We start from the raw sequence: 14033 nt of genomic DNA, 5'->3' as shown, positions 1-14033 counted from the left end.
CCGCTGTAGTCATACAGCGGCTTGTTTCATATATATGCTTTCCCAGTGTTACGTCTGGAATTGCAAGTACATTTTTTTCAAATCATTCACCGATCTTCCCAGTGAGTAAAATGTTTTGGCTTTTTCACAAGCGGAACGAGCCAGTTCATAGCGATATGCCGGGTCCAGCATGACCTTTTCCAAGGCATCAGCGAGCGCAGATGGATCTTCAGGCGGTACGAGCAGTCCGTTCACTCCATCTTCAATCTGTTCGGGAATCCCCCCCACATCGGTGCCTACAAGCGCCAGACAGCTAAGCGCCGCTTCAGCGAATACCGAACCGAAGGCTTCTGCACGCGATGGCAGTACAAACACATCAAAAAACGGCATAAACTCTTCAGGATGCAGCGTATATCCATAAAAAATCGTTTCATTATAAATTCCCAGACGCTGTGCCAGCTCTTCCAGATCGGGACGAATCGGTCCGTCTCCAATAATGTGAAGTACATAATCATGTCCCCTATCCTTTAACTCCGCACAAGCTTTAAACAAAATATCTAGCCCTTTGGCGGGAACAAGGCGGCAAACCGTTACCAGTTGCGGGACCGCATTATCATGGGGAATCGGCTTGAACCGCTTCTCATCAAAACCATTCGGAATAATGCCGATGCGGTCTGGATTTTTCACATACGGGCTCAAATATCGACGGAATGAATCGGATACCGTTAGCAAACGCTCTGCACGATACTCAAGCTCTCCATAGATGGCCTGCAGGAATTGGTGTTCCAACCCATCCGGCTCTATACGGCCATTCAGAATAAGCTCTCTCTCGTAACTGGAGTGAATGGTTTGAATGAGAGGAACCTCAGGAAACACCGACTTCATGGCAAGCCCTGCAATAGGATGATGCGCATGAATCAGATCATAGGGCTTCTGAATGCGGAGCTTGGTCCACCATAGATAATCACGATACGTCTGAATATATTTTTGTACCACAGGACTATCCTGATAGACGGTCCAGTCAAACGTATCAAACTGTACTTCCTCTCTCCCTTTGTTACGAATACGTTTGGGCAAGGAGAACAGGTCCATCTCCCATCTTGGGCTTGCAAACCTCTCCTGCATGTATGGAATCATAGAGGATACACCTCCGGGCTGCTCCGGAGGAAAAAATAGAGCCTGTAGCAATTTCAACGTTATCCCCCTCTCCAGCTTCATTTCTCTTTTTCCACATTCATTTATGATATATTAGAACATATGTTCAGTAAAGCGGCTATTGAGCCCCCAACTCCGTTCTTCACACGAGAAATGTATTTTCATGCACTTTATTGCATATCATCACTTTCTATTATGACATAGAAAAACTTGAACTTCTACCATTTTGATAACTAAATTATGGAGTCGTATATACAACATATTCAGTCAACACAACATGCAGAAGCTTATGTTTTACATTCATCTCTTTATCTCTTCATCAAAGGAATAAGCTATTTACAGAAAACTTGACGGACAAGCTTGACAGCTTCCAGCTCCTTCCACGTGATATCCTTAACAATGCCGCCACGAATTCTCTACATCTCAACCGGTTTTTCGTAAATGCTGAATCCGTCGTGAGCCCCTGCATAGTGAAATCCATTTCTTGCATAAAAGGTGTTTAAAGTGACATTGTCAGCCCCGCAATCCAATCGTACGAGAGACTTATTTTCGAATTGTATGCCACGGATTGACCATTCCAATATGGATTTCCCCAGACCTGTTCGAGCATATTTTCTTCGTATAGCGAGCCGATGCAGATAGAGTGCCTCATCTTCTGCATGGGCCTGATCCCCCCAGAGCTTAAGATCCCATGGACTTGGCTTCTGCATGAGAATGACCATTCCAGCGATCTGTGCTTCTTTTTTGAAAACAAAGACGTCCCCTCGCCGAATGGCCGAAGGTGTATTATGAGAATCCTCCCCTTGCAGCAATGCATGCCATTGGGAAGATCCTTTACTTTTCAACCAGGATGCCGTCTCTGTAAGCAATGAAAGCACCTCTTCCGTGTCCTCTGGCTGTGCTTGAACAGCTTGAAAGCCATCATTAATGAACTGACTGCGAATGGTGAATGTGTGTGTCATCATGCCCCTCCATTGTTCATACTTATATGCTCCGGTTTCGACTGCTCGCTTCCCTTGGTTTGGACTATGTCCAAAGCCAAAAGTGGGTCCCATTCGATACTATCGCAACTGCACATAACTAGTCGTAATATACCGAGAAAAGTTTTTTTCGTCAAAAATTAATTAAAAATGCTCAAAAAAAAGGATAAAAGGCTTTCGCCTCTTACCCCTCCATTCTGGCTTCATCAATAATCTGATTACGGTAGAGCATCGTGAGATGTAGTGAGTCGAATTCGATCTCTTTGTTCAGCTCCCTCATTAGCACTTCTACCAACGTTTTACGCTGCACACTCGTGCCTGGTACATCATAATCCATATAACCTGTCAGATCGGAATGTGCCGTATCGATGGTCGCTGTTCCCACTGGCAGACCTCCGCGCTCCTGAACGAAAAGATCATAGATTCTGAACTCCCGATCCCTGTTCCTGAGCATTACATAACATGCTTCTTCCGCCTCTTCCGGCTCAATCATATCTCCGGTCGAATCAAAGGAGTTATCTTCATCTTCCTCCAGCTCCTCGGAAAAATCACGATGTACCCATTCAAGCGTCTGCAATTCGTTCCCCTGATGCCATATCCGAATGGTAATCGTATCGATAATCTCCTCATCCAATTCCCGTACAAGCAATTCTGCCGCAGCTTCCTGTACCGTTTCATCAGGTTCTTCGTACCAGTGAATCTCCCCCTGTGCATCGGCTCCATACTGTTTCAACGTAGCCTCTGCTACCTCTTCCCCTTCAACATCATTGAATACATAGCTAGATAAGTTACGACCAGCACTGATCATCTCCATTTCCAGCAGATGTTCGTGGTCTTCATATGTAAACGACTCGTCCCGAGATGCGGGAATGATATTCACCTCGCCCGGCAAATCATCGCCATAACGACTCTCTTCATCATTCAGTCCGTCTTCCACAGCCGCTGTTCCGCCAGAAGGCCATAACGCCTCCTCACTTCGTTCCGCTGGTTGCAGTACAGAATGCAACGTGCCACAGCTCACCAAAACTTCATAGTAGGATGCCGCCACCGCATCTGCAAGCACACGAACATAAGCATGTACCTTTTCAATAATGAGCTGCTCTACTGCCTCTTCTATAGACTCCTGTTCCAGTTGAAGGCTGCCTGACAGTCGCTCTCCTTCTCTGTAGATCAGTAAAAGCGAGCCTGTATATCTGCCAGCCACCATAATATCCTGCACTTCACCACTTGCTGTTCGCAGATCCATCGTTAAATCAATCTGTACCATTGCCAGTCCTCCTCATTCCTAACGTATTCTCTTAGGATGCCCCTAGAGACAGTAGTTTATGAGGCACTGTACATTTTCGAACGACGATTGGAGCCATTTTCACAGGTCAAGTAAACAGGCAACGAAAGATTTATACCGACAAAATATACTTGTGAATCGCGTGTGCAACCCCTTCATCATTGTTGGACAAGGTCACTTCATCGGATGCAGCTTTCACCTCTTCAGGAGAGTTATCCATCGCAATCCCTTTGCCAGCGAACGTGAGCATTGTAATATCATTAAAATAGTTGCCAATCGCCATGATCTCGGATGGCACAATGCCTTTGGAATCAGCCAGCCTTTTAAGCGCCGCTCCTTTGGAAGCTTCGGGATGCATCAGATCAATGAAAAAGTCACCGCTGCGTGTCATGTAATATGGCAGATTCCAAGACGTCCACTCGCGCTGGACCGCATCCATCTGCTCGATAGGGCCAAAAGCTGTAAACTTCGCCAGAGGTTCAGTCATATCCGCCCACCGAGGAAGCTTAAGCGGCTCAGTCAGGAAATTATAATACATCTGCCTTACCTGCAATTCCAAACCTTCGGGTTGATCTACATATAGTCCAAAGGCGGTATTGATGTCGAAATGTACACCATTTTCACGGCAATATGTCATAATAGGCTCCAACCCCTGGGTATCCAGAGCAAACTGATGAATGACTTCACGCGTTTCCACTTGCGCAGTAACGGCACCGTTATGCGTGATAACATAACCATCCAGCCCCATCTGTTTCATAAAAGGAATCGTGTTGGCCGGGCCCCGGCCTGAACAAAGCACAATCTCTGCCCCTTGACGCGAGGCCTGAATGAGTGTTTCTTGTGTCCATTCAGTCAATTCATGATCATCATTCAATAAAGTTCCGTCAACATCCAGTGCAATCAATTTGTACGTCATATGCTCCTCATCCCATCTGTGTTTAGTTGGCTGCATTATTATTTCGTAAACAGATCAGCTCTTCGGCGGTTAACTCGCGGTAACTTCCGATCGCCAGATCGGAAGCCAGCTTCAGTTCGCCCATGGCTACACGTTTCAGGTAGATGACACGTTTATCCACAGCCTGGAACATGCGTTTGACCTGATGAAACTTGCCTTCATGGATAATTAGCGAAATAAGCGATACGATGCCTTCCTCTGTTTCTTCATATCCCAGTACAGTCAGCTCAGCCGGCATGGTCTCATACCCGTCATCGAGTTGAACGCCAGCTGCGAAACGCTGCACATCCTCTTCATCCACTTTCCCAAGCACCCGTGCTTCGTATGTTTTGGGTACATGTTTTCGAGGGGATAACAGATCATGGGCAAGAGGGCCATCATTTGTCAAAATAAGAAGTCCCTCCGTATCTTTGTCCAGCCTTCCTACCGGGAACGGTTGAAAGACACGATCTTCCTTGCGCAGCAAATCGAGCACCGTTTTATCCCGAGCATCTTCCGTCGCAGATACAACACCCGGCGGTTTATGAAGCATTAAATAGATCATTTCACGGTAGACAACCCGCTCACCATCTGCTTCAATGATGTTGATTGCCGGATCGACCTGAACACCACTGTCCTTTACTGTTTTACCATCCACATGAATACGTCCCTGTTTCACCATTTTTTTAAGCTCGCTGCGTGTACCTACACCCATATGGCTTAAAATTTTATCCAATCGCTGCGTTTGTTTGCCTTTCCCACTCATACCGATGTCCACCTCCAACCTGCAGGGTATTCATTCTTCAGCACACCATCTAACCATTTGCCCCAACCGGCCGCATATCCATCCACGCACACGAGCACATAACCCTTAGCCGCTGTTCCTTCCAGAAGGTTAAGACGTCTTTGCTCTACATTCAGCGTTTCTCCTTTCAGGTACCTTACTGCTTCTCCATCTTCAGAAGACAGATGAACACTTCGATGTGCCTCCGATGCACGCAAAGCGCACGCTAGGGGATGGGACGGCACGAATCTCCCATTTTTAACCGTGCCCATAAACCATCCGGGGCGAATCACTTTCAACCCTTCCAACCGGGCAGCACCTACCGCCGACTGATATACACGATCCCCGTAACATACTGTTTCACCTTCAAGCGACAGTTCCAAATTTTCATGTACAAACTGAGTGTAGACCGCTACTGGATCAACGGAGCTGGAATCAGCACCTCGTCCTTGCCCTCGCTCAGATTTGCGACCACCAGCCTCTTTCTCTTTCTTGCCGGGTTTCGCAGTGTGTTTACCACCTCGTGTGCTTTTGTCGTTGCTTTCTCTGGATTCAACCCGTAACAAACGTTCCTTTTTACGATCGGCTTTGGTCATAGGAAGCGAAGCCGATCGTAAAAAGGAACGATCCTCACTCGGTTCATGCAACAATCCGGACTCAGTAACACGTTGTCCAGCACCACGTTTTTCTTCATGTAATTCTTGATCTAACTCTAGATTAGATTCATCAGAGTGTTTTAACACAGCAACATAATGTCCCTCTCCTTCTAACAAGTGAGGCCACAATCGGGCTGTACCGCGTGTTTGGTCCAGCACTTCTTCGGTCTTAGTTGCCTGCTCTGGCAACATCTCACGCACCCAATCCGGACGTCCAGGGGCAAATCCAGCGGTATCAGCAATATGAACTACTGAAAAATCACAATTCATGTTCAAAAACTCTGCGATCATCGCTTCGTTTTCCTCTGGAGCAAAGGTACAGGTCGAATATACAATGGTACCTCCCGGAGCCAGTAACCGAGCCGCCGTTTCGAGAATATCGCGCTGCATCAGCACGCACTTCTCCACAGAATGATGTTCCCAGGATTTCACCATGTCTTCATCCTTACGGAACATGCCTTCGCCTGAGCACGGTGCATCGATCAACACTTTATCAAAATAATGGGGAAACGCATCTGCAATGCGCTCAGGTGACTCATTTAGCACAACGGCATTTCTTACGCCGTACAGCTCCACGTTTTTGGCAAGTGCTTTGGTGCGCTCTGCATGAATGTCATTCGTGACAAGCACCCCCTTACCTTGCAGCTTGGCAGCAATCTGGGTTGATTTCCCCCCAGGAGCAGCACACAAATCGAGCACGCGATCTCCAGGTTGTACGTTCAGTTGCTCCACGGGAGCCATTGCACTCGGTTCCTGAATATAATAGAGACCCGCGTGATAATAAGGATGTAAGCCTGGCTTCACCCCATGAGGCACGTAAAAACCCGTTTTGCACCATGGAATAGGTCTTAAGTCAAAGGGGGCAATCTCTTTAAATTGTTCCATCGATATTTTAAGCGTATTTACGCGAAGTCCGGCATGCGGAGATTGTTCATACGATTTCATAAAAGATTCAAATTCATCGCCAAGCAAACGTTGCATTCGCTCGGCAAAGTCCAAAGGTAGCTGTACGGCCATAGTTCCACTCATCCTATCCTGTTAAAATGACATATTGCTCTATGTTATCATATCCTGATTTTGCTTGCCTATCCTATCATGTGTATTCCACTACAACGTGTAATGTAGTATAATGCTAATAGATTGTTTTATCAGCAAAAATTCGGTTGTTTATGCATATTATCCCAGCCTATATTTTTGTTGCAATTTTATCTCGATATGAATAATGGGGGATGAACAATGAATTCCAAGAAGAAAAAGAAAAGCGCCACAATCCTGATCTTCCTCGGCATACTAGTCGTCATGATTGCTGCGCTAGTTCTCGTGAACCAACAATCCAAGAAACAGATGGATGCTGTAGAAAATGCTTATGGCATTGCAGCCTCCAAGCTTAATCCGGCTACACGGGAGTTGCTCAATGATCCCAACTATCAACAGATCATTCTGCCGGCTGATCTGAAGGCCAGAATGGATAACAAGGATAGCTTCTTTGTTTATTTCTTTGCTTCCGACTGCTCACACTGCCGTGCAACGACACCACAATTGATGCCGCTGGTAGACAGTGAAGGAATTAAGCTTCCACAGTTTAACCTGCGTGAGTTCGAATCTGGCTGGACAGATTACAACATTGAATTCACACCTACACTTGTCTATTACCAAGATGGCGTTGAGAAAGACCGCATGGTTGGCGGTTTGAAAGAAAATGGAAGCGACAACGGTTACACACTGGACGACTACAAGCAATTTTTTGATAAGTATAAAGGCAACGCAACTCCAAGTAAAAGCTAACTTCAATGAACTCTAAGGAAAACTAAATTTAATAAGCACGAAGTAAAACTAACTTCAATAACCCAAAAACACCCCGATCATTCCTGTACCGGAATCGTCGGGGTGTCTTGTTATACAAGACATAGGATGTATGGTCCTAATTATTTGCATGATGATTAGCGTTCTCGTCGTGCTCATGTAACTCCGTCTGCTGTAGTGCCTTCATTTTCTCTTCGTAAATTCGTCCTCGTGTTGGACTTCGCCGTTGCGGAACATTAGGTTTCAACTCCAGCGACCTGTTCTGCATCTGCTCAATAAGTTCCTGATCCTCAATAAGGATAGACAAATCACGATACTCAAGTGTTTCAGGATCATGATCTTGTAACTCGTTTACAATGCTGCGAACGTCCGCTTTCAATTCTCCCAGATGGATACCGAGAATAATGTCAGGATACGATTCCAGCAATTCGAGTGAACTTTGTAGCATCATTCGTCCGCCGCGAAGATTACGGTTTCTGTAATGATACAGCCCCACCGCGATTTGCAGCAAACCTTTGTACAGCGGATCACGGTTCCGTTCCAGCCACAGTTCCTCAAGCACTTCATGACATTCGAAATAATCCTGATCCCGATTAAAATAAATCAGATAATCAATGTAGAGCGGTTCATAGCTGCTCATCTGGGTTTTCGCCCTTTCTGGCGTTGTTCAAAAGTTCCTTCACATCGTCCAGAAGTACTTTGAGTCCCTCCATATCATTCCGTTCCCAACAATCATTAAATCGCCTTTGGGCTTCAATCGCCTCATGAACAAGATGATAGAAGTACAGCTGTTGAATGATGCTGAGCGTTCTTGACACGATATTGGAGTCATCCTCGAACGCCTTTTGTGCCTCTAGAATCTGCAGACGGATCGCTGACATCTCATTATCGAGAACGAAGGCTGCTTCTGCTGTTTTCTTGAGTCTAGCTCGCATATCTTCCGGCAGACTTTCCCGGTATTTATAGCTCAGAGAATGTTCTATTGTTGCCCAGAAATTCATGGCAAGCGTCCGAATCTGAATTTCAGCGAGAACTTTTTTCTGCCCCAAGGCTGTTTGAACAGGATACTCAATAATCATATGAAAACTGCGATAACCGCTTTCTTTGAAGTTGGTTATATAGTCTTTTTCAATCAATACCGTTAAGTCTTTCCGTGCTCTGATGTATTCGGCCACCCGCCGAATATCGTCTACGAACTGACACATAATCCGAATACCTGCAATATCCTCTATGCCAGTCTCCACATCGTCCAGTGCCACATTCAGACGTCTTGATTTTTCCAGAATGCTGGAGATTTTTTTAACACGGCCCGTAACGAATTCAATCGGGGCATATTCTTCCCGTTTCTTCAATTCGGCCCGCATCGTTTTGAATTTGACCTTCAATTCCTCTACCGCTTGTTCATAAGGAAGTAAAAATGTACCCCAGTCTCTACCGTCCATGGTTAAAGCCTCCTGTCTCTATAGCATCCCCTGTTCTTATCCATTATACATGATGTTTGCCGGGGGGAAGAGTCCCGATCCAATATACACTCTCCCACGCTTCTATTATTCGTATTCTGGGGGTATATCGCTTCTTAACGGTGGTCTGCACCAACCGCCTCTGAAATATGATGATATCCGTCCTTACGAAGTAATTCGCGCAATCCAGCGTGGATTTGGCGGTTTACTTCAGGCCCTTCATAGATTAATGCAGTATAAATTTCCACCAGACTTGCCCCGGCTTTAATTTTCTCATACGCATCCTCACTGGTAAAAATGCCACCCGAACCGATGATGGGAAGCTTGCCTTCCGTCTGTCTGTATACCTGACGAATGATTTCTGTTGAACGTTCACGCAGCGGCTTACCACTAAGCCCTCCCGTTTCCTTCGCATGCTGATGTGAGAGTCCTTCACGGCTAATCGTTGTATTCGTCGCAATAATACCCGACACCCCACTCGCCGCAATTGTACTGACCATATACTCTAGTTCCTGTTCATTCACGTCAGGCGCTATTTTGACAAGCACGGATTTGGCTGCTCCACCAACCTTAACCTGTTGGCGGTTCATCTCTTCCATGACCGCAGCGAGCAATTCTTTCAATTCATTCCCATGTTGCAGATTACGCAAATCCGGTGTATTTGGTGAACTGATATTAACCACAAACAAATCTGCATAAGTATATAACGCCTGTATACATTTCGCATAATCCAGATGAGCTTCCTCGTTTGGAGTTGCTTTATTTTTACCGATATTGACCGCTACAGGGATACGGCGTTCTTGAAGACGCGCAAGCTCGCCTGCCATCGCTTCTGCACCCAGATTGTTAAAGCCCATCCGGTTCACCAGCGCTTCATCCGGGGGTAAACGGAATAGACGGGGCTGATCATTGCCGGACTGTGCAAGCGGCGTCACTGTTCCCACTTCCATAAATCCGAATCCAATGGAAGAGAAGCCGGTTACAGCCTGTCCATTTTTATCCAGACCTGCGGCTAAACCAACCGGTGTAGGAAAATGACAACCGAACATATCCACTGCCAGATCCGGGGTTTCACGCACGCCGTACATGACACGGAGTCCGGACGGAACCGGACGAACACTGCCTACACCACTTAGGCCACCAATAATCAGATGATGGGCCTGTTCAGGGTCCATTTTGAACAATAAAGGTTTAGCAAGACTTTTGTATAACAAATCACTCACTCCGTTCTGATTCGGTACGCCAAATGGCCAATCTCCGTCTCTTATATGTAAAAAACTCTACACACAAGTCTAGCCGTTTCTTCCTCAAAAAGAAAGTCATTTACGCATAGACAAACAAATTTCAAATCAGATGATCCATGCAGAAGAAATCAACCCACCTACTGGAAATAGCGAGCCAAATTCTTTACAATGAGAGCATGGTTACTCTAGACCAGTTGGATACCTAATAAGGAGGAAAAAGCCATGGCTCAGAAACGTAAACCACCTGCATTGCAGCAAAAAAAAGAAGAGGTTAATCGCAAAGCCATCATATGGACAGCAGCCAGTGTTGGCGGTTTGATCGTTATCATTGGTGCTCTGATTATTATTGCCAATATGTAGTTGATTCAGCATGCTCTAACCGGACTTACATATAGAGATCTCTGAGATCAACGGCAACTTTACGATTGTATCAGAGAACTGCAGGATCAATTTAGCCAGTGATATGTTTTATTTGGATTGTTCTGCTGGGGAACAAGGTTGTACGTATAACGTTGTTCGGCTTTTGGCACAGACGTAAGCTCTGGCAGGATATCCTGACCAATACGTACCGGAGTTCCTTGCGGAGCAAGAGCGAACAACTCCTCTACATCTGCTTTACTCATTCTCACACATCCAAGGGACTCGTCAAGGCCGATACTTTCAGGCTCATTAGTCCCATGGATGGCATAATTCGTATTCGAGAGCTGCATGCCTCGACTTCCAAACTCTCCATTGGAGCGACCATTCGGATTAACAACCTTATCCGTAATGACATACGACCCCTCAGGCGTCCGTTCTCCACCCAGACCCACTTCATACATCCGCACGATCTTATCCCCGCTGATGAGTGCCAGCCTGTGGTTACTCTTGTCAATAACAATCTCAAGCGGCTTCTCAAAAAAAGATTGTCCCCCTAACGTATCAGCAAACGTAGCCTTTGCCTTCTTGGACGACTCAGAAGCCTGCGGTTTACCATCACCGTTAGAACTCCCCTCTTGAGCCTTGGCTTGATGAATGGCTAACAGCTGCGGAAACATCTCACTCATTTCAGCTGAAGTTTCTCCCAATATATTGTTAGGAAACGGCTGAGCCATTGCTGTAACGTTCTTTGGCCATGCTTTGTGTTGTTTATGATATGCAACGATTGCACTTGACAAGACCGCGGCTGTCTCCTGTTTGGCTGTCCATGCGAGAGCCATCCGTTTGATTTTGGAGGATACTTCAGGAGGTTTACAGTTACATTGTTTTGCATCATAACTCTGGGCCGTGAGTTTGCCTTTATGATTGGTCTGTATAATGTATTTGACGGGCATATCCCGCTTCCAGACAGACCACTTCTCCGATCTCTGCATGCCAAGAACAGCCGTCGTTTTAACCCCGGCACCTGATTCAGACCAGACAGCAGCAAGGGGTTCTCCTCCATCATTTCCGTTACCAAATCCGGCCGCAGTGAACACATTGCTCTGCGCTATGGCCGCTGACCTCGCCCCTTGCTGATCTTTGGCAGGCTCTGCAGAAGGTATATCTTCCTCTGATTCTAAGGCTGCAGACAGGGCATCCGCCGCCCCTTCATGGGCACCAGGAGCATCGGCAGGCGGTAGACCCGCTAACAGTAGCAGCATTAACAGTGTCAGCCACATTTTGCGTCTGCGCTTCTTTTTCTCCTTGAGCTCAGACATCTCTACCAGCTTTTCCTGGTAGTCCATCCATATGTCAGCAGGGGCTTTACTCCGTTCAAAAGCTTCATACACTTCGCCCGCTTGTTGAAAACAATAATTGGCCTTCCCTTCTTGCCCTTCGCCAAGGTACTCTTTGCCTAGCAAATACCAAGCCATTTTATTATCTGGATGTTTCTTGACATATGACCTTAGATCCGTGTTTTGCATCTAATCCTCCACTATTCCGCGGTTAGCTTATAGAGTTATATATCGGTATCCAGCCTCCAAATATGCATAGGACTTCAGTACTTGGTACTAGCCATTTTAATTTAACACATACAAAAAAGCACACCTTCTGTCTCTAAGACAAAAAATGTGCTTTGATGTACATGAAATAAAAAACTTAACCTTCTTTATTAAAAGGCTCGTCCGCTACTTTAATGGAATCTGTAGGGCAGCCATCGCATGCATCCTGCATATCGTCGAACAAATCTTCAGGGATCGCCTTAACTCCTTGGTTGGCATCACCATCAAAAATAACTTCAGCCAAACCTTCATCATCATAATCATAGATATCTGGAGCCGTTGCTCCACAAGCGCCACATGCGATACATGTGTCTTTTTCAACCCAAGTATATTTACTCATTATACAATCTCTCCTCCTAAGATTCACCACGAACCGTGTTTTTATCTAAAAACATATTAAACCAAAGTTTGAATAATTACAAATCAATTTGCAACAACCACAACTTTATATTATCCCTGTTTAGTCAAAACTTTGCAAGTTATCTTTTTGCAGTGACGTTCCCCTTACTTTATGGTTACGAAGCAATACGGAAGGGTCATCCCCCAGCATACCTGCAGTCACCACCGCATTCTCACCAAATTTGTCCCGAAGCTGATCCATAATCCGAATTAAACTTTCCTTTTTTGGCTTTTCTTCATATTCGAACAAATCCATCTGCACAGCCGACTCTTCTCGCGGAATCAATGTCTGCAACGTGATACCAAGCATTCGTACAGGCTTCCCATTTCCCCAGTGTTTTGCAAAAAGCTGGCAGGCCTCACGATAGATGACCGCCGCATCCTCTGTAGGTATATCCATCATACGTGATCTGGTGATCGTTTTCATGTCAGGAGTACGTATTGTAATCTGAATACCTTGACTCAGCATTTCGTGTTTGCGTAATCTTCGAGCTACCTGATCGCTGATGTTGAGAAACACCCGGTGGATATCCCCTATCTCAGAAACATCGGCTGGCAGTGTCGTTGTATGCCCAATCGATTTATTCGCTTCCCGCTCAGCAACGACAGGAGAGTGGTGAATGCCATTAGCCGAATTTTTGAGCCATGTACCATTCACACCAAACAGGTCTATCAGCATTTTTTCGTCCGATTTAGCCAGCTGACCGATCGTATCGATGCCCAGCTTTTTCAGTTTCTCGGCCGTCTTTTTCCCAATACCAAACATCTCGTTACACGGTCTATGCCATAAAATGCGCGGCACGTCCCTCATCCGCAAAATCGATATGCCGTTCGGTTTTTTCAGATCCGAAGCCATTTTGGCAAGCAGCTTGTTCGGCGCAATCCCAATGGAACAGGGCAGGCCGAGTTCCTCCATGATTCTCTGCTGAATCTGTTCAGCGATTTCAATAGGTGTACCGAATTGTTTGGAACCCGTAATATCGAGATAACACTCATCAATTGAGGTCGCTTCCAGTAAAGGTGTATAACTATACGCAATCTGCATAAACGCCCTGGAGTATTGACGATACAGATGGAAATCTGGACGAATGACAATCAGATCAGGACATTTTTTCATCGCCTGATGCACAACCATGCCGGTTGAAATTCCTCTACTTCGAGCTGTATAAGAACAAGTGACAATAACACCCTTACGCAACTCACTGCTGCCAGCAACAGCAGTCGCTTTTCCTCTATATAACCCCGGCTCCTCTGCTTCATGTACTGAGCAATAGAAAGCATTCATATCGACATGCAGAATCACTCTGCCAGCCGCTGGATAATACTCGCTTACATTCATTGGAGGATTGTTGTCTGAAGACTTCACGCCCCCCATCCTTTCTCTCCTCCC

14 protein-coding genes are annotated in these 14033 nt (G+C 45.9%); 2 read left to right on the top strand and 12 right to left on the bottom strand.

Features of this window, described 5'->3' with window-relative positions; translation table 11 throughout:
* Nucleotides 1-48: 48 nt before the first annotated feature.
* The 6 genes from EC604_RS11515 to EC604_RS11490 all read right to left on the bottom strand — a co-directional run bounded on the left by EC604_RS11515 (nt 49) and on the right by EC604_RS11490 (nt 6790).
* Nucleotides 49-1173, bottom strand: a complete 1125-nt coding sequence (locus EC604_RS11515) for a glycosyltransferase family 4 protein (protein WP_123064313.1) — start codon at nt 1171-1173, stop codon at nt 49-51.
* A 377-nt stretch (nt 1174-1550) separates the two neighbouring features.
* Nucleotides 1551-2096 (bottom strand): GNAT family N-acetyltransferase, encoded by a 546-nt coding sequence (locus EC604_RS11510; protein WP_123064312.1) that lies wholly within the window; start codon nt 2094-2096, stop codon nt 1551-1553.
* A 202-nt stretch (nt 2097-2298) separates the two neighbouring features.
* Complete coding sequence (locus EC604_RS11505; protein WP_123064311.1) at nt 2299-3381, bottom strand: hypothetical protein; 1083 nt, start codon at nt 3379-3381, stop codon at nt 2299-2301.
* Nucleotides 3382-3511: 130 nt separating this feature from the next.
* The gene (locus tag EC604_RS11500; RefSeq protein ID WP_123064310.1) at nt 3512-4315 is read right to left on the bottom strand and encodes a Cof-type HAD-IIB family hydrolase; all 804 of its coding nucleotides are present in this window, start codon (nt 4313-4315) and stop codon (nt 3512-3514) included.
* A gap of 22 nt (nt 4316-4337) precedes the next feature.
* Nucleotides 4338-5099 (bottom strand): pseudouridine synthase, encoded by a 762-nt coding sequence (locus EC604_RS11495; RefSeq protein WP_123064309.1) that lies wholly within the window; start codon nt 5097-5099, stop codon nt 4338-4340.
* Entirely contained in the window at nt 5096-6790 is a 1695-nt protein-coding gene (locus EC604_RS11490; RefSeq protein WP_123064308.1) for an RsmB/NOP family class I SAM-dependent RNA methyltransferase, read from the bottom strand. The genes EC604_RS11495 and EC604_RS11490 overlap by 4 nt, the downstream gene beginning before the upstream one ends.
* A gap of 219 nt (nt 6791-7009) precedes the next feature.
* Between EC604_RS11490 and EC604_RS11485 the strand changes: the two genes are divergently transcribed.
* Nucleotides 7010-7558 (top strand): thioredoxin family protein, encoded by a 549-nt coding sequence (locus EC604_RS11485; RefSeq protein ID WP_123064307.1) that lies wholly within the window; start codon nt 7010-7012, stop codon nt 7556-7558.
* A gap of 136 nt (nt 7559-7694) precedes the next feature.
* Here the strand turns inward: EC604_RS11485 and EC604_RS11480 are convergent, their stop codons facing one another.
* From EC604_RS11480 to EC604_RS11470, 3 genes are all read right to left on the bottom strand, one after another.
* Entirely contained in the window at nt 7695-8216 is a 522-nt protein-coding gene (locus EC604_RS11480; RefSeq protein WP_123064306.1) for a DUF309 domain-containing protein, read from the bottom strand.
* A complete protein-coding gene (locus EC604_RS11475) occupies nt 8203-9018 on the bottom strand; it encodes a GTP pyrophosphokinase (RefSeq protein ID WP_090924744.1) in 816 nt (271 codons plus the stop codon). The genes EC604_RS11480 and EC604_RS11475 overlap by 14 nt, the downstream gene beginning before the upstream one ends.
* A gap of 134 nt (nt 9019-9152) precedes the next feature.
* A complete protein-coding gene (locus tag EC604_RS11470) occupies nt 9153-10250 on the bottom strand; it encodes a quinone-dependent dihydroorotate dehydrogenase (RefSeq protein WP_123064305.1) in 1098 nt (365 codons plus the stop codon).
* 252 nt (nt 10251-10502) lie between these two features.
* Here EC604_RS11470 and EC604_RS30140 point away from each other — a divergent pair, with 252 nt between their 5' ends.
* Nucleotides 10503-10640 carry a hypothetical protein gene (locus tag EC604_RS30140; protein WP_192895092.1) on the top strand — a complete coding sequence of 46 codons (138 nt, stop codon included), beginning with the start codon at nt 10503-10505 and terminating at the stop codon, nt 10638-10640.
* An 86-nt stretch (nt 10641-10726) separates the two neighbouring features.
* Here EC604_RS30140 and EC604_RS11465 read toward each other — a convergent pair whose 3' ends face one another.
* The 3 genes from EC604_RS11465 to EC604_RS11455 all read right to left on the bottom strand — a co-directional run bounded on the left by EC604_RS11465 (nt 10727) and on the right by EC604_RS11455 (nt 14018).
* Nucleotides 10727-12166: a L,D-transpeptidase gene (locus EC604_RS11465; protein WP_123064304.1), complete on the bottom strand. Its 1440-nt coding sequence runs from the start codon at nt 12164-12166 to the stop codon at nt 10727-10729.
* A 175-nt stretch (nt 12167-12341) separates the two neighbouring features.
* Nucleotides 12342-12584 carry a ferredoxin gene (locus EC604_RS11460; protein WP_123064303.1) on the bottom strand — a complete coding sequence of 81 codons (243 nt, stop codon included), beginning with the start codon at nt 12582-12584 and terminating at the stop codon, nt 12342-12344.
* Nucleotides 12585-12704: 120 nt separating this feature from the next.
* Nucleotides 12705-14018: a DNA polymerase IV gene (locus EC604_RS11455; protein WP_240036816.1), complete on the bottom strand. Its 1314-nt coding sequence runs from the start codon at nt 14016-14018 to the stop codon at nt 12705-12707.
* Between the last annotated feature and the right edge of the window lie 15 nt (nt 14019-14033).

Origin of the sequence: Paenibacillus amylolyticus, from assembly GCF_003719335.1 — a bacterium.
Classification (GTDB): Bacteria; Bacillota; Bacilli; order Paenibacillales; family Paenibacillaceae; genus Paenibacillus; species Paenibacillus amylolyticus_D.
The sequence above is the reverse complement of the archived record's forward strand: the minus strand, read 5'-3'. Positions and strand labels throughout refer to the sequence as shown.